Genomic DNA, 15,753 nt, shown 5'->3' with positions numbered 1-15,753 from the left:
ACTGGCTGTGTGAGATCTTTTATTAAACGGCAAGCTATACACGCCCGTGCTCCGAGCAACTCTCCCCTGCCTGTTTATTGATAATGGTGTACCATCAGCGCAATACCACGCCGAGGAAACCCGCATGCACCACCTGATGTTAGATATTGAAACCCTGGATATCACCCCCAGCGCAGTGATCCTGGCTGTTGCCGCCGTGTTCTTTGACCCCAAAACTGGCGAACTAGGCGCAGAATTTGATGTTGCGGTCAACTGTCAGCAAGAGCAACCCGGGCGAACCATCAGTCTGGAAATCGTCGCTTGGTGGGCAAAACAATCAGATGAGGCACGCAAATTAGCTTTTGGCGGTACAGAAAGCCTGAAACGCGTATTAACCGGCCTGAGTCGTTTTATTCATATAAACAGTACGGATACCGTGAAAGTGTGGGGCAACGGTAAAGAGTTTGATTGCGTTATTTTGGAACATGCTTTCAAGCAACTGGGCATGCCCTGCCCGTGGAAGTTCTGGGATACACAAGATGTCCGCACCATTATCACCTTGGCCGAGTTAAATGGCTTCAACCCCAAAAAACAGCGGGCATTTGAAGGCACGCCGCACCGGGCGTTGGATGATGCCAAACATCAGGCACGTTATGTGGCTGATGCCATCTCCGCACTTTATACCCGTCACCAATGAAGCCGCAGCGGTGTTGGCTACGCTCTTTCACCCTAGTCACATAGTTATCTATGCTCCTAGGGAGTTATGAACCTCATCCATGAGGTTCACCCTGCGGGCCAGCACTAGTGCTGTTCAAATCGGTTCCTGACCGATTTGTCACTCGCTTGCCGCCTACCTGCAACTCCATTGAACTTGGGTATATCAGCGTAAGGCGGTTTTGTAGAAAACTGGCGAGTATCAGTTAAGGTGATGCTGTAGCTTAAACAGCGCTAGTATAGCGCCCCACCGCCAAATCGTCAGAGGCTATCGCGGGTGTAATACCAGAAACCAGATCCGCCAGCAGTTGCCCGGAACCACAAGCCATGGTCCAGCCCAAGGTACCATGCCCGGTATTCAGATAGAGATTTTTCAGGGGCGTTTTGCCAACGATCGGCGTGCCATCAGGGGTCATCGGCCGCAATCCTGTCCAGAACGAGGCTTGCTCAATTCGCCCCCCATGAGGATAAAGGTCACGCACCACCATCTCCAACGTTGCTCGTCGTTTCTGTTCTAGCTGGCTATTAAAACCGACAATCTCCGCCATGCCTCCCACACGAATACGTTGGTCAAACCGCGTAATGGCGATTTTATAGGTTTCATCCAGCACGGTTGAAATGGGTGCAGCCATTTCATCTGCAATCGGAATGGTTAACGAATAGCCCTTCAGAGGATAGACCGGTATCGGAAACCAATCACCCAGCAATGCCGTCGAATAAGCCCCTAGCGCCATGACATAGCAATCTGCTTTTATCAGATCACGACCACATTGCACCCCGATGACTTTATCTCCCTCCACCAATAAACGATCAATCGTTTGATTGAAAAAGAAATTAACCCCCGCCAATTTTGCCATTTCTGCCAATCGCTGGCTAAACAGCTGGCAATCTCCCGTTTCATCATTGGGCAACTGTAAGCCGCCCACTAATTTGTGAGCCACCTGAGCCAATGCCGGTTCAACGGTGGACAATTGATTGGCAGACAATAACTGGTAAGGAACACCAGCCCCTTCCAACACCACGATATCTTTGCTGGCGTTATCGAACTGCTGTTGAGAGCGGAACAGTTGTAATGTGCCTTTTTGACGACCTTCATACTGGATCCCGGTCTCCTGACGCAGCAGTTTAAGGCAATCACGGCTATATTCCGCCAACCGCACCATGCGGCTTTTATTGGTCTTATAGTGACTGATGTCGCAATTTTTCAACATCTGCCACATCCAATGCAGTTGAAAACAACTGCCATCAAGATGAATAGCCAACGGAGCATGCCGCTGGAACATCCATTTAATCGCCTTTAATGGCACACCCGGTGCGGCCCAGGGAGCTGCATAGCCAGGGGAAATCTGCCCGGCATTCGCCGCACTGGTCTCAAGTGCTGGCCCAGGTTGACGATCGATCACCGTCACTTGATGACCGGCTTTTGCCAAGTACCAAGCGCTACTCACCCCCACCACACCACTGCCTAAAATTAGCACTCGCATCTCTCACCCCTGCATGGCTTTCACCCAGCATAATTATCCTCTTCATTCTTCAAGCTGCTTGGGTGTTAGCTGCGCTCTATCACCCCAGTCACATAGTCAGCTATGCTCCTGGGGATTCCTTCGCTGGCTGCCTACAAGCAATCCGAATAATTCTGGGTATAGCCATGGTGAAGAATTAATTCAGTGATAGTCAACTCGGCAAAATGAGTCAACCATACTGATAATACTCACAATAAGTGGTTTCAGTCCCTCTTTAAGTGACAGCAGCTGCAACTTGGATAAGTCTAATACCTAAATTACCTCATGTTTATCAATCACAGATGATTTCAAACGATTTATTGTGACTTAGACTATCATTGTAAAAGGGTCTGCCAAATGAGCGGGATCTGTTAATAACGAGGGTGCGCTGATGACTACTTCGACACATAAAAAAGTGAAGGCAGATAAACGTCTGAGCGATGGACCGGACTGGACGTTCGACCTGCTGCGAGTTTATCTGGAACAGATTGATCGTGTCGCCAAGCATTACCGGCTCGACACCTATCCACACCAGATCGAGGTGATTACCTCCGAACAGATGATGGATGCCTATTCCAGCGTCGGGATGCCGATTAACTATACGCACTGGTCATTCGGCAAAAAATTCATTGAAACTGAGCAGCGTTATAAGCATGGTCAGCAAGGCCTGGCCTACGAGATCGTTATCAATTCCAACCCTTGTATCGCTTATCTGATGGAAGAAAACACCATCACCATGCAAGCTCTGGTGATGGCGCATGCTTGCTATGGGCATAACTCGTTTTTCAAAAATAATTATCTGTTCCGCAGTTGGACGGATGCCAGTTCGATTGTCGATTATCTGTTGTTTGCACGCCATTACATCAGTCAGTGTGAGGAGCGTTATGGTGTGGAAGAAGTGGAAAAACTGCTCGATTCCTGCCATGCCTTGATGAACTACGGTGTTGATCGCTATAAACGACCACAAAAAATCTCACTGGTGGAAGAGAAAGCACGTCAGAAAGTGCGTGAAGAGTATCTGCAGAGCCAGGTAAATTCTCTGTGGAAAACCTTGCCACGTATCGCGCGCGAAGAGTCGCCGGGGCAAGCATTGCGTTTCCCCCGCGAACCGCAGGAAAATATTCTCTATTTTATGGAGAAAAATGCGCCGTTACTGGAGCCATGGCAACGGGAAATTTTGCGCATTGTGCGTAAAGTAAGCCAATACTTCTATCCACAAAAACAGACTCAGGTCATGAATGAAGGGTGGGCAACCTTTTGGCACTACACCATCCTGAACCATCTCTACGATGAAGGGCGGGTAACGGATCGCTTTATGCTGGAGTTTTTACACAGCCATACTAACGTGGTCTATCAACCGGCCTACAATAGCCCCTATTATAATGGGATTAACCCTTATGCATTAGGCTTTGCCATGTATCAGGACATTAAGCGTATCTGTCAGTTTCCCACCGAAGAGGACCGCTACTGGTTCCCAGATATTGCCGGTAAAGACTGGCTGGATACCTTACATTTCGCCATGCGTGACTTTAAGGATGAGAGTTTTATCAGCCAGTTCCTGTCGCCTAAGCTGATGCGCGACTTCCGCCTATTTAGCGTATTGGATGACGATCACAACAATTATCTGGAAATTTCGGCGATCCACAACGAGGAAGGCTACCGTGCGATTCGCCAAGCGCTGTCAGCACAATATAACCTCAGTAATCACGAGCCTAATATCCAGGTCTGGAATGTTGACCTGCGCGGTGATCGCTCTTTGACATTACGTCATGTTCCGCAAGACAGAGCACCATTAGACAAAAGCCGCAAAGATGTGATGAAACACCTGCACCGATTGTGGGGATTCGATATTATCCTGGAACAACAAAATGAAGATGGCAGTATAGAGTTGCTTGACCGTTGCCCACCAAGGCCAACCCAATTATAGCCTCAATCCGCTTCAGTTCATTCAAGCTGCAGGGCTCTTCTGCAGCTTGAATCTCATGGAGACCTATCTACGATGTGCTTCGGCAAGATCACTTGGCATGGTACCTTGCATACTCTGCCAGATAGCCCCACTCTCTTTACCGTAATTACGGACACAATCCATCACTTGGTCGTACATTTTCTCATGGCACAGGCTCGACAATTTATTGTAAAAGCTGAGTGCCAACTGACGTGCTTCTGGATTTGAAAAATAATATCGCCCAACCCGGATATAGAGCCCTTTCAAGCCGTTAATGATCAAGCCATAAATCGGATTACCTGAGGCGAACGCCAGGCCACGAAATACTTCATAATCAAGCTGATCGAAGGCATCAGTCTGCTCATCAGCCTGTGTGGCTTTAGCTAATATTTCTAGCGCCTGCTCTGGATGGTTGCGCACAGCGGCGCGGATAAAAATAGACGCGATATTGGTACGTACCGCCAGCAAATTATCAATCAACTGTGGCACGCTATTATGATCAAGACGTGCCAGCGTCTCTAAGATATTAAGACCTGAAGTTTCCCAAAAATTGTTCACTTTGGTGGGCTTACCATGTTGAATGGTCAACCAGCCATCGCGGGCCAATCGCTGTAATACCTCACGTAAAGTGGTGCGCGTAACGCCAATCAACTCTGAAAGCTCACGCTCTGCAGGCAAGATAGAGCCGGGCGGGAAACGATTATTCCAAATACTTTCAATAAGATATTCTTCCGCAAAACCGGCAGGGCTCTGGGCCTTTATAACCATGTGTAATGTCCGTGGCGATGATCATCAATAATTGTAATCGTCTGATCATACCAGATCACTATGGCATCACATAGTATGAGTAAAAGGCAATAAACGAAAGTGTGCATAATCCGACAAAAAACCACTTCTATTCGATGCTATGCAAGCAGACGAAAGGCAAGATAAGTTAAATGGTGACGGGTATATATTTACCTGAAACACTGAGTTAGGTAAGCTCGACCTCGTGCGCACTCATTTTAAGGCTTCTCGAAATAACATGACTATAACAATTCGTTCCGCATTGATGAAAAATTTTCTCGGGGATTCTCCCGACTGGTATAAATGGGTGATCATAAGTTTTCTGCTGCTCAATCCGCTGGTCTTTTTTCTGGTCAGTCCCTTCGTGGCAGGTTGGTTGCTGGTGGTGCAGTTTATCTTCACCTTAGCGATGGCATTAAAATGCTACCCACTACAACCCGGTGGATTATTGGCTATTGAGGCCACCTTGATCGGCATGACTAGCCCGGCACATATCGGCGAGGAAATTGCCAATAATCTTGAAGTGCTGCTGCTGCTGATATTCATGGTCGCTGGCATCTATTTTATGAAGCAATTGCTGCTATTTCTTTTTACCAAGCTGTTGCTTAGTATCCGCTCAAAAATGCTGCTTTCTCTCGCCTTCTGTGGTGCTGCTGCCTTCCTTTCCGCCTTTCTGGATGCTCTGACGGTGATAGCCGTGGTTATCAGTGTCGGTACCGGTTTTTATGCTATCTATTACAATGTGGTGGCTAAACAAGCAGATAATAATTCGCAAATTGCTGATGACAGCCTCATTGATAATCCTGAACACCAGCAAATCATGGAACAATTCCGCAGTTTCTTGCGCAGCCTGCTGATGCATGCTGGCATAGGGACCGCACTCGGCGGCGTAATGACCATGGTCGGGGAGCCGCAAAACCTGATCATCGCCAAAAACGCAGGCTGGGGATTTGTCGAATTTTTTCTACACATGACCCCCGTAACGCTGCCAGTCTTCGTTTGTGGGCTACTGGTTTGTCTTTTGGTTGAGCGTTTTCGGTTGTTTGATTACGGAACCAAACTACCAGAACCGGTGCGTGAAGTGCTCAAAGAGTTCGATCGTAAGGCAAGCGCCAAGCGTAACCGTCAGGATAAAGTCAAACTAGTGATACAGGCATTGGTTGGCGTATGGTTGGTAGTGGCTCTCGCTTTCCACTTAGCCGAGGTTGGTTTGATTGGCCTGTCGGTTATTATTCTGGTCACTTCATTCTGTGGCGTCACCGATGAACATGACATTGGCAAAGCGTTTCAAGAAGCCTTGCCTTTCACCGCCCTGCTGACGGTCTTTTTCACTGTCGTGGCTATCATTATCGAGCAACAACTGTTTAGTCCGGTGATCCAGTTTGTCCTTCAGGCCCCACCAAGCACGCAGATCTCCCTGTTCTATCTGTTCAACGGCCTGCTCTCTTCCGTTTCAGATAACGTTTTTGTAGGAACGGTGTATATCAATGAAGCTAGAGCCGCACTAGAACAGGGGCTTATTTCCCTCAAACAGTTCGAAATGTTGGCCGTCGCCATTAACACCGGTACCAATCTGCCTTCTGTTGCCACACCTAATGGCCAAGCTGCCTTTCTGTTTTTGTTAACCTCATCGCTGGCACCACTGCTACGTATCTCTTATGGGCGTATGGTCTGGATGGCGTTACCTTATACGCTGGTACTGACACTGGTTGGCTTATTATGTGTGCACTATGCCTTGGTCCCGGTTACCGAATGGCTGACTCAATGGAACTGGATATCCCCGCCGTCACTTAACGTCATCTCATCAGTAACGGCACATTAGGTTATAGTATCCACAGTATTAGTCATGATTAAATGACGACGCCTCAATTGCATACTAAACCAGCAAACGAGGCGCCATTAATCCTTTACTGGCTAAAATTTTTCATTGAATCAGTGACTGGTGGCTGGCAGCGGGGGAAAATTGGTTTACACTCCCTGTTCAATAGCTTACTGCATGGAAGAGTATATATGTTGCAATTCTTTAACCGCTGCTCCAAAGGGCGCGGTGCTTGGATCTTGATGGCTCTCACTGCACTGGCACTGGAGTTGACCGCACTCTATTTCCAACACGTTATGTTGCTGCAACCTTGTGTCATGTGCATCTACGAACGCGTTGCTCTGTTTGGCATCCTGGCCGCGTCACTGATTGGCGCAATAGCACCGAAAAGCGCCTTACGCTATCTTGCTATCCTATTGTGGCTCTATAGCGCCGGGGAAGGTCTACGGTTGGCGTGGAAACATACCATGATCCAACTACACCCATCGCCCTTCAATACCTGTGACTTTTTTGTCAATTTCCCTAGCTGGCTCCCCTTGGATAAATGGGCTCCTGCCATATTCCACGCATCGGGTGACTGTTCGTTACTTCAATGGCAATTTCTGTCATTGGAGATGCCGCAATGGTTAATCGGCATCTTTGCCGCCTATCTGTTGGTGGGTATTCTGGTACTGATCAGCCAATTTGTACGCCCGCGTAAGCGTGATCTGTTTGGACGTTCCTATTAAATTTTCGGGATGGGGTTGATTTCAAGGATGAAAAATGAGTCGACCTTGGTGATGGAAAGAACGCCATCACCATTTAAACGCTAACTCGAAGCAACCTGGCTAACGCCTGTCAGCAAATTACTTCGCCCAACCAGGTTTGTTTAAAATGTGATCCTGCCAGTCCACCACTTCACTCTCGCGCACCGCAATATGGCGCACAGAGATGCGTTCGCCATGCATCGCTGCTTTTGAACCACTGATTAACGGGTGCCAAGTTGGTAAAGTGTGACCTTCACCAATCAGGCGGTAGGCACAGGTGGGGGGCAACCACTCGAAACTTTTGAGGTTCTCACGCGTCAACTTGATGCAATCTTCCTCCAGTTCAAAGCGCTGTTCATAGTGACGGCACTGGCAGGATTTTATATTAAGCTGATCACAGGCCACATTGGTGAAATAAATCTCATCGGTATCTTCGTCGATCAATTTATTCAAGCAACATTGCCCACAGCCATCACACAGTGACTCCCACTCTGCTTCAGACATTTCATCCAGCGTTTTCTGTTGCCAAAAAGGAGGTTGTGACATATTGGTGGTTTCCGAAGATAGAGAAATAACGGCCAGCAGGCTTCAATGGGCACTATATAGCATACCCACACGCCTGCACGCTACCAGATATCTCCTCGCTTGAGAAACCAATGGGCGGCCTGCTTGGGCAAAATAGTGTTGGCAAGCCGCAAGACGCTGGTGTGAAATTAGATAACCCGCGTAGTGAGTGATTTGCCATTAAGCGATATTTTCAACGTATCACCAGCGGTCATCGGACCTACACCCTGCGGGGTACCCGTCAAAATGATATCACCAGGGCGCAACGTGAAGAAACGGCTCATATAGGCAATCAACGGTATAATCGGCGTGATCATATCGCGGGTGTTTCCTTGCTGACGCAATTGATCATTAAGCGTCAAGGTCAGTTCCGCATTTTGCGGATCACCAAATTCAGCCACTGGAATAAACCCTGAAATGGGGCAAGAACCATCAAACCCTTTCGCTTTCTCCCAAGGTTGCCCCGCCTTTTTGAACCCAGCTTGTAATTCACGCAACGTTAAGTCGAGAGCGACACCGTACCCTGCTATAGCCCGAAACACACGATCTTCATTGGCCTGCTTCAGCGGCGAACCGATCAGTACCGCTAACTCAACCTCATGATGCACTTCCCCAAACTCTTTAGGGATCGCTATCGGCTGACGGATATCGCACAAGGCAGTTTCAGGTTTAATAAATAATACCGGCTCAGCGGATACCTTATTGCCCATCTCCTTGATGTGGTCAGCATAATTGCTTCCGACGCACACCACCTTACTTACCGGAAAATCGAGCAACGCACCTTGCCAGTCTCTATGTTGATACATTCCGTTTCTCCCAACCACAATGCCAAAATTATATACTCTTCGCCATTCACGCTGTAGTCAACTGCAACATCATTGAATAGTGATGTGCTAAACAGTGGATTATTTCTTGCCGGATGAACAATGCTGATTCATTAAATTTTCTACCGGCGGCGGGACTTGCAGATAAAACCCTTGCTCTTTTAGTGCCTCTTTCACTTTTTCGATATCCGCCGAGGCCAATTTTTTACGCTCATTCAATGAAAGCATCATCGATAACTGCGGTATACCAAAACTTTTCAGCAGTTCTTCGGGCACACGAGAAAAATCGTCTTTTTTTTCAACATAAAGGTAAGTTTGATCACGTTTAGGGCTTCTATAGATCACACAATGCATTTTTAAAACTCTATTTAATTGAGACTGCGGCTTGCCTGGATATAACTCTGACTATAACATGTTTATGATACGTCGGAATATCGTACCCCGAGTGGTATTCAGGGGATTTAACGTTGCTGAAACTGAGTCAGGATAGATGTCACAATCGCCAATTGAGCTAAAAGGCAGCAGTTTTACCCTATCGGTTGTTCATTTGCATCATTCGGACCCCGAGGTAATTCGTCAGGCACTGCAAGAGAAAGTAAACCAGGCGCCCGCTTTTCTCAAAAATGCCCCTGTTGTCATCAATGTTGCTGCACTGGACAGTGACGCAAACTGGAAACAACTGCAGCAGGCTTTCACTTCTGCGGGGTTGCGTGTGGTTGGCATCAGCGGATGCAAAGATGAGCAGCAAAAACGTGCTTTTGCCCGCGCGGGTTTACCCTTGCTCAATGAGGGGAAAGCACAGAAAGCCGCTCCACCCGCACCAGCCGCTCCTGTTATACCGGATAATGCCCCTGCTAAAACGCGCATCATCAATACACCAGTGCGTTCAGGCCAACAAATTTATGCTCGTAACAGCGATTTAATCATCACCAACAATGTCAGTGCTGGCGCTGAATTGATCGCCGATGGCAATATTCATATTTATGGCTCGCTACGCGGGCGGGCATTGGCTGGTGCCTCTGGCGATCCACAATGTCAGATTTTTTGCACCTCCCTGAGTGCTGAGCTAGTCTCTATTGCAGGGCAATATTGGGTGAGCGACCAGATACCGGTTGATTTTTTCGGCCAGGCGGTACGCCTCAGCCTATTGAATAATACATTAACCATACAACCTTTAAATTAAGCCCTTTTGACAAGGAATACTTTTCATGGCACGCGTTATTGTTGTTACCTCGGGTAAAGGGGGCGTTGGCAAGACCACATCAAGTGCAGCCATTGCTACCGGCTTAGCCCAAAAAGGCAAGAAGACTGTCGTGATCGATTTTGATATCGGCCTGCGTAACCTTGACCTCATCATGGGATGTGAACGCCGGGTAGTTTATGATTTTGTTAACGTTATTCAGGGTGATGCCACACTGAACCAGGCGTTAATCAAAGACAAACGTACCGAAAATCTGCATATTCTGCCCGCTTCGCAGACGCGTGATAAAGACGCGCTTACTTACGAAGGTGTTGAGAAGGTACTCAATGATCTCGACGAGATGGGTTTTGAATTTATCGTCTGTGACTCTCCTGCCGGGATCGAAACTGGCGCATTAATGGCGCTCTATTTCGCTGATGAAGCCATTATTACCACTAACCCTGAGGTCTCTTCCGTTCGTGACTCTGACCGCATTCTAGGCATTTTGGCCTCCAAGTCACGCCGTGCCGAAAAAGGCGAAGAGCCTATCAAGGAACATCTGCTGTTGACTCGCTACAATGCAGGGCGTGTCAACCGTGGCGATATGTTGAGCATGGAAGATGTGCTGGAAATTCTGCGTATTCCGCTGGTCGGTGTGATCCCGGAAGATCAATCCGTATTGCGCGCGTCCAACCAAGGGGAACCTGTTATTCTGGATAAAGAGTCGGATGCCGGTAAGGCCTATGACGATACTGTTTATCGCCTGTTAGGCGAAGAGCGTCCATTCCGCTTCATCGAAGAAGAGAAAAAGGGCTTCCTGAAACGCCTTTTTGGGGGATAAATCATGGCTTTGTTAGACTTCTTTCTGTCCCGCAAAAAATCGACAGCCAGCGTAGCCAAGGAGCGGTTGCAGATTATCGTCGCAGAACGTCGTCGCGGAGATAGTGAACCACGCTATCTACCTGATTTGAAACGCGATATCTTGGCTGTAATTTGTAAATATGTTCAAATTGACCCTGAAATGTTACATGTACAATTCGAACATAAAGGCGACGATATTTCAGTGCTTGAACTTAATGTGACACTGCCGGAATCGGAAGAGTCCACTAAATGATCGCTCTCTATTAGCCCCCTGAATCTTCTATCAGGGGGCAATCATGGTCAGAACCAATTTAGGTCAACTAGCCGAGACTCAAATAGCCAATTGCCCACACAAGTCAGCGTTAGCTACCCTGCAAAATAGCTTGTAGTGGTGCTGTCAATAAGGCTCCACGCCAACCACTGATTAACTCTGGTTGTGTATCATTCTCTTTTAATTTCCAATGCCAGTTCAGCAATTGATTGATCTGCCGCCGTGAAGCTAGCAATTCTGCACTTAAACCACTCTGTTCACTGACTGCCGTAATCACCGCTTTTATTTCTTTAAACACTCGCTTATAGCCTGGTTGATCAATCAGGTTAAGCAAGGGTTCAGGCAAGTCAGACTCATCAAGGGCATTAGCCTGCGCCACCAAGGCCAGTAAGGTGTTACCATGGTAGCGGATCTCTTGCCCACTCAGGCCTAACGCATCAAGTTCACCCAATGAGCCAGGCATATAACGCGCCACTGCCCACAGATTCTCTTCACGCACCACGAAATTCACAGCCAGATCACGCTCACGTGCCTGCTGTAGCCGCCAGGCAGCTAATAGCTGCAAACAGCCTAATTGACGTGGAGTTAACTGCCAGGCATTAGTAATTTCACGATACGCCAGTTCAGGGCGTAACGTTTCACTACGACGCTGGCAAAGTAACAGACACTCATCGGCGGCGGCGGCAGTCCATCCTGCGGCTTCAGTTTCCTGCACCAATTGTTTCGCCATGGGCAGCAAGTAAAGCACATCCGCCGCAGCATAACTGCACTGGCGCTCAGTCAATGGTCGTGCTATCCAGTCGGTACGAGATTCGCTCTTATCTAGCTCAACATGCATATATTCCGCGACGAGTTTGGCAAAACCACATGAAAGTGTATGGCCACCGAATGCCGCCAGGATCTGCGTATCCACCATCGGGCTCGGTAGTGTCTTGAATGCGTTCAAAAAAACCTCAAGATCTTCACTACCTGCATGTAAAAATTTCACTACCGCACAATCTGTCAGTAAATCAATAAATGGTTGCCACTGCGTGATTGGCAGGGGATCGATCAAAGAAAGTTGCTCACCATCATATAATTGAATCAAGCCTAACTGTGGATAATAGGTGCGTGTGCGGACAAACTCCGTATCGAGTGCCACCTGAGCATAATTTCTTGCCTGCTCGCAGACCTGCTGCAAGCCAGCATCGGTAGTGATCAACTGATAATTCAAAACATCATTCTCTTGGTCATTTTAAGGTTCAAACGCAACAAAGCCGGTATTCACCGGCCTGGTTGATAACTTGCGATAACAATTCGCCTAGGCAGCATCTTCCGTGTTCAGCTTTTTCTGTTCATCTCGTAATTCTCGCCGCAAAATTTTACCCACGTTTGATTTCGGCAATTCGTCGCGAAATTCAACAATTTTGGGCACTTTATAGCCGGTAAGGTGGCGGCGACAATGGATCAATAACTCCTCTTTAGTGAGTGTCTGGTCTTTCTTCACCACACAAACCTTGACCTGCTCACCTGATACGCCATTTGGAACACCAATCGCTGCACACTCCAACACTTTCGGATGCTGACTGACAACCTCTTCAATTTCATTCGGATAAACGTTGAATCCCGATACCAGGATCATATCCTTCTTACGATCAATAATACGGATAAAACCTTCACCATCCACGGTAACAATATCACCGGTTGCTAACCAACCATCGCGTAATACTTCTGCGGTAGCTTCTGGCCGCTGCCAATAACCTAACATAACTTGTGGCCCTTTAACCCAAAGTTCACCCTGTTCACCAGGCGCCACCTCATGACCTTGATCATCCACCAGGCGAATCTCCGTTGAAGGAACCGGCAGGCCAATACTACCACTGTAGTGCGTTAAATCATGTGGATTACCTGATACCAGAGGGGAACACTCCGTCAATCCATACCCTTCCAACAGATGCTTACCCGTCAGTTTCTCCCATCTATCCGCCACCGCTTTCTGCACCGCCATACCACCGCCGACAGAAAGCCTTAACGAAGAGAAATCCAATTTTTGGAAATCCTCATTGTTAAGCAGTGCATTAAACAGTGTATTGACCCCGGCTATGGCACTAAATGGATATTTTGCCAACTCTTTTACCAAGCCAGGAATATCACGCGGGTTAGTGATCAACAGGCTTCTACCACCCAGTTCGATAAACAGCAGGCAGTTTATGGTCAGCGCAAAAATGTGATAAAGAGGCAACGCCGTCACCACCAACTCTTGCCCTTCATGTAGCACCGGGGCATAGGCCCCCTTCGCCTGTGCCAGGTTGGCCTGCATATTGCGATGAGTCAGCATGGCACCTTTAGCAACCCCGGTGGTGCCACCGGTATATTGCAGGAAAGCCAAATCACTATTGATAACATCTGGCTTCACATATTGCATGCGGCGGCCTTGTTGCAAAACGCGACGAAATGAAATCGCATCAGGCAAATCGTATTTTGGAACCAACCGTTTGATATATTTGATAATAAAGTTAACCAATGTTCCTTTCGCACCAGAAAGCTGATCCCCCATGCGCGTCAGAATCACATGTTTTACCTGCGTGTTGAACACCACCCGTTCTAGGGTATGAGCAAAGTTAGAGGCAACAACAATCGCTCTGGCACCACTGTCATTTAACTGGTGTTCCAATTCGCGTGGTGTATAGAGTGGGTTAACATTGACCACTACCATCCCGGCACGCAAGATACCGAACATGGCAATCGGATATTGCAGCAAATTAGGCATCATCAACGCAACACGGTCACCTTTTTGCAGCTTTAACTCATTTTGCAGATAGGCGGCAAACGCCCGACTACGCTCTTCCAACTTGCGGAAGGTCATCACCTCCCCCATGTTGATAAATGCAGGTTGATCCGCAAAGCGCGAGGCTGAATTTTCGAACAATTCGATCAATGATGTGTACTGGTCAGCATCAATTTCTGCCGGAACATCTGCTGGGTAGCGTTTTAGCCAGACTTTTTCCAAGGGTCACCTCTAAAATCATTACAAGCTGTTATCGTGGCCACAAAAATCGCCACAAACATTAACGATATTTTAACTCAGCCCACTGACTCACGTTTCAAACAATATACAGGTTGCGATATATATCACTAATTACTGGCAACGCCTTACTCTATCACCACAGTCTGAACCTGAGCGGGGCCTGGAGAGTACCAACCATTGCCAGGTCCCCACGGACGATGATGCCAACCCCACGGATCCATCGGTTGTGGTGGCATAACAATTTGCTGGGTAACATGCCAACGCTTGAAACCGCTCGCATTCATGGTCACAAAGCGGTATGGCGTCATGCCAATTTTCCCCTCCAGCACACCGGTGATGGGCCCAACCACCGTCACGAGTTGCCCCTTGAAATCCACAGGATCAAGGAAACCGTTAATGGCGGCCAATACCCGACCTTGAGAGGGTTCACCTAGCACTGGACGAGCCCCTGCATCTAACGGCACCGTGGCTATTTCCAGCACGGTACGCCCAGGTTCATTCGCTACCCCGACCACCGTACCACCAAAGCGGGCTTCAGCACCGGTGAACTGTTTCGGCGCATTTTGCACCGCAATCAGTCTTTCAACCGGCGTTGGTGAGTTTCCTTTAATCGCATCAGGAATAGTGACACATCCAGAAAGCAGCAACAGGCTGCTAGAGATGACCAGCATGACGCCTTTTTTATTTAAAATAGGTGTTAACATCCCATAGCCTCCTGTTATACCCGCCACCATTCAAACGGCTGCGACATGGGTTACTGCTATCCCAATGCTCATCTATCCCAACGCTTATACAGTAATCATAGGCGATTAACGGCCAGGTAGTTTCTTCCAGGTCACTTCATTACGCAGATAAGTGGGCTCACTCTGTTCTACCGGCACCGCCAACCCCTGCTGCCAAGCCATTAGTGCCAAAGGCAGCATATCCTCAGCCTGCGGTAACAGCGTCTTACCATCAGAAAGAGTCAGTAATGTGCCAGCAACCAGATCAGGATAAGCTTCCCAGCCAGTTCCTGCATGAGACCAAGCTCCCTGTAAACGTTGCGCACGTTCTAACGCTTGTGGAGGGGAAAGGACCGCCTCCCCTTCACTTTCCAACCAGCCACCCTCTTGCTGACGTTCAAACGCTCCCCAGTACACTTCGCCCATACGCGCATCAATGGCAGCTAAAACACGTTGCGACCCCGTCATCCGCCAAGCCCCTTGCGCCAGCGTTTGCAAGGTGGAGATGCCTAGCATCGGCAGATCAGCTCCCAACGCCAACCCTTGGGCAATACCAATACCGATACGTACACCGGTGAAGCTCCCCGGGCCACGGCCAAAAGCGAGTGCATCAAGTTGTGAAAGTGTTAATCCGCAGCTAGCCAGTAGTTGTTGGACCATGGGCAAAATACGCTGGGTATGTTCCCGTGCACAGAGTTCAAACAAGGCGTGAGTTTCGCCATGATCCCAGATAGCAACAGAACATGCTTCCGTCGCCGTATCGATCGCTAAAATTCGCGTAGACATGCCAGACCCCAGGCAGGAAAAATCAGTAATTTCATCTATAAGGCGCG

The 15,753-nt window shown here is 48.3% G+C and carries 16 protein-coding genes; 7 read left to right on the top strand and 9 right to left on the bottom strand.

Annotation, left to right across the window (positions count from 1 at the left end):
* Positions 1-124: 124 nt before the first annotated feature.
* Entirely contained in the window at positions 125-676 is a 552-nt protein-coding gene (locus IO95_RS15590) for a 3'-5' exonuclease (protein ID WP_023490150.1), read from the top strand.
* A 241-nt stretch (positions 677-917) separates the two neighbouring features.
* On the opposite strand, the gene IO95_RS15585 is transcribed toward IO95_RS15590, so the two are convergent.
* Positions 918-2,177, bottom strand: coding sequence for a D-amino acid dehydrogenase (locus IO95_RS15585; RefSeq protein ID WP_023490149.1), 1,260 nt, complete (start codon positions 2,175-2,177; stop codon positions 918-920).
* Positions 2,178-2,586: 409 nt separating this feature from the next.
* Here IO95_RS15585 and IO95_RS15580 point away from each other — a divergent pair, with 409 nt between their 5' ends.
* Positions 2,587-4,122 carry a SpoVR family protein gene (locus IO95_RS15580; protein WP_023490148.1) on the top strand — a complete coding sequence of 512 codons (1,536 nt, stop codon included), beginning with the start codon at positions 2,587-2,589 and terminating at the stop codon, positions 4,120-4,122.
* A gap of 63 nt (positions 4,123-4,185) precedes the next feature.
* On the opposite strand, the gene fadR is transcribed toward IO95_RS15580, so the two are convergent.
* Positions 4,186-4,908: a fatty acid metabolism transcriptional regulator FadR gene (fadR, locus tag IO95_RS15575; protein WP_023490147.1), complete on the bottom strand. Its 723-nt coding sequence runs from the start codon at positions 4,906-4,908 to the stop codon at positions 4,186-4,188.
* Positions 4,909-5,164: 256 nt separating this feature from the next.
* Here fadR and nhaB point away from each other — a divergent pair, with 256 nt between their 5' ends.
* A complete protein-coding gene (gene nhaB, locus IO95_RS15570; RefSeq protein ID WP_023490837.1) occupies positions 5,165-6,748 on the top strand; it encodes a sodium/proton antiporter NhaB in 1,584 nt (527 codons plus the stop codon).
* Positions 6,749-6,936: 188 nt separating this feature from the next.
* Positions 6,937-7,473, top strand: a complete 537-nt coding sequence (gene dsbB, locus IO95_RS15565) for a disulfide bond formation protein DsbB (protein WP_037386030.1) — start codon at positions 6,937-6,939, stop codon at positions 7,471-7,473.
* A gap of 117 nt (positions 7,474-7,590) precedes the next feature.
* Here dsbB and IO95_RS15560 read toward each other — a convergent pair whose 3' ends face one another.
* The 3 genes from IO95_RS15560 to IO95_RS15550 all read right to left on the bottom strand — a co-directional run bounded on the left by IO95_RS15560 (position 7,591) and on the right by IO95_RS15550 (position 9,233).
* Positions 7,591-8,037 (bottom strand): YcgN family cysteine cluster protein, encoded by a 447-nt coding sequence (locus IO95_RS15560; RefSeq protein ID WP_023490835.1) that lies wholly within the window; start codon positions 8,035-8,037, stop codon positions 7,591-7,593.
* A 167-nt stretch (positions 8,038-8,204) separates the two neighbouring features.
* Positions 8,205-8,861 carry a fumarylacetoacetate hydrolase family protein gene (locus IO95_RS15555; RefSeq protein ID WP_023490834.1) on the bottom strand — a complete coding sequence of 219 codons (657 nt, stop codon included), beginning with the start codon at positions 8,859-8,861 and terminating at the stop codon, positions 8,205-8,207.
* A gap of 99 nt (positions 8,862-8,960) precedes the next feature.
* Complete coding sequence (locus IO95_RS15550) at positions 8,961-9,233, bottom strand: YcgL domain-containing protein (protein ID WP_023490833.1); 273 nt, start codon at positions 9,231-9,233, stop codon at positions 8,961-8,963.
* A 136-nt stretch (positions 9,234-9,369) separates the two neighbouring features.
* Here IO95_RS15550 and minC point away from each other — a divergent pair, with 136 nt between their 5' ends.
* From minC to minE, 3 genes are read left to right on the top strand one after another with little or no spacing between them, the layout of a single operon-like run.
* A complete protein-coding gene (minC, locus tag IO95_RS15545) occupies positions 9,370-10,062 on the top strand; it encodes a septum site-determining protein MinC (RefSeq protein WP_023490832.1) in 693 nt (230 codons plus the stop codon).
* A 25-nt stretch (positions 10,063-10,087) separates the two neighbouring features.
* The gene (gene minD, locus IO95_RS15540) at positions 10,088-10,900 is read left to right on the top strand and encodes a septum site-determining protein MinD (protein WP_023490831.1); all 813 of its coding nucleotides are present in this window, start codon (positions 10,088-10,090) and stop codon (positions 10,898-10,900) included.
* Positions 10,901-10,903: 3 nt separating this feature from the next.
* A complete protein-coding gene (gene minE, locus IO95_RS15535; RefSeq protein ID WP_023490830.1) occupies positions 10,904-11,173 on the top strand; it encodes a cell division topological specificity factor MinE in 270 nt (89 codons plus the stop codon).
* Positions 11,174-11,282: 109 nt separating this feature from the next.
* On the opposite strand, the gene rnd is transcribed toward minE, so the two are convergent.
* From rnd to tsaB, 4 genes are all read right to left on the bottom strand, one after another.
* Positions 11,283-12,404, bottom strand: a complete 1,122-nt coding sequence (gene rnd / locus IO95_RS15530; protein WP_023490829.1) for a ribonuclease D — start codon at positions 12,402-12,404, stop codon at positions 11,283-11,285.
* Between the two features lie 87 nt (positions 12,405-12,491).
* Complete coding sequence (gene fadD, locus IO95_RS15525) at positions 12,492-14,180, bottom strand: long-chain-fatty-acid--CoA ligase FadD (RefSeq protein ID WP_023490828.1); 1,689 nt, start codon at positions 14,178-14,180, stop codon at positions 12,492-12,494.
* 143 nt (positions 14,181-14,323) lie between these two features.
* Positions 14,324-14,902 (bottom strand): Slp family lipoprotein, encoded by a 579-nt coding sequence (locus IO95_RS15520; protein WP_023490827.1) that lies wholly within the window; start codon positions 14,900-14,902, stop codon positions 14,324-14,326.
* 105 nt (positions 14,903-15,007) lie between these two features.
* Positions 15,008-15,706, bottom strand: coding sequence for a tRNA (adenosine(37)-N6)-threonylcarbamoyltransferase complex dimerization subunit type 1 TsaB (gene tsaB, locus IO95_RS15515; RefSeq protein WP_023490826.1), 699 nt, complete (start codon positions 15,704-15,706; stop codon positions 15,008-15,010).
* Positions 15,707-15,753: the final 47 nt, after the last annotated feature.

The organism is Serratia sp. DD3 (genome assembly GCF_000496755.2).
This window is presented reverse-complemented; position numbering and strand designations above follow the sequence as displayed.

Bases quoted from the DNA above. Each gene is read 5' to 3' on its own strand.
- IO95_RS15520 (WP_023490827.1), bottom strand. From the start codon at position 14,902: ATGTTAACACCTATTTTAAATAAAAAAGGCGTCATGCTGGTCATCTCT.
- IO95_RS15585 (WP_023490149.1), bottom strand. From the start codon at position 2,177: ATGCGAGTGCTAATTTTAGGCAGTGGTGTGGTGGGGGTGAGTAGCGCT.
- IO95_RS15555 (WP_023490834.1), bottom strand. From the start codon at position 8,861: ATGTATCAACATAGAGACTGGCAAGGTGCGTTGCTCGATTTTCCGGTA.
- fadR (WP_023490147.1), bottom strand. From the start codon at position 4,908: ATGGTTATAAAGGCCCAGAGCCCTGCCGGTTTTGCGGAAGAATATCTT.
- tsaB (WP_023490826.1), bottom strand. From the start codon at position 15,706: ATGTCTACGCGAATTTTAGCGATCGATACGGCGACGGAAGCATGTTCT.
- minE (WP_023490830.1), top strand. From the start codon at position 10,904: ATGGCTTTGTTAGACTTCTTTCTGTCCCGCAAAAAATCGACAGCCAGC.
- nhaB (WP_023490837.1), top strand. From the start codon at position 5,165: ATGACTATAACAATTCGTTCCGCATTGATGAAAAATTTTCTCGGGGAT.
- IO95_RS15590 (WP_023490150.1), top strand. From the start codon at position 125: ATGCACCACCTGATGTTAGATATTGAAACCCTGGATATCACCCCCAGC.
- IO95_RS15560 (WP_023490835.1), bottom strand. From the start codon at position 8,037: ATGTCACAACCTCCTTTTTGGCAACAGAAAACGCTGGATGAAATGTCT.
- minC (WP_023490832.1), top strand. From the start codon at position 9,370: ATGTCACAATCGCCAATTGAGCTAAAAGGCAGCAGTTTTACCCTATCG.
- minD (WP_023490831.1), top strand. From the start codon at position 10,088: ATGGCACGCGTTATTGTTGTTACCTCGGGTAAAGGGGGCGTTGGCAAG.
- dsbB (WP_037386030.1), top strand. From the start codon at position 6,937: ATGTTGCAATTCTTTAACCGCTGCTCCAAAGGGCGCGGTGCTTGGATC.
- IO95_RS15550 (WP_023490833.1), bottom strand. From the start codon at position 9,233: ATGCATTGTGTGATCTATAGAAGCCCTAAACGTGATCAAACTTACCTT.
- IO95_RS15580 (WP_023490148.1), top strand. From the start codon at position 2,587: ATGACTACTTCGACACATAAAAAAGTGAAGGCAGATAAACGTCTGAGC.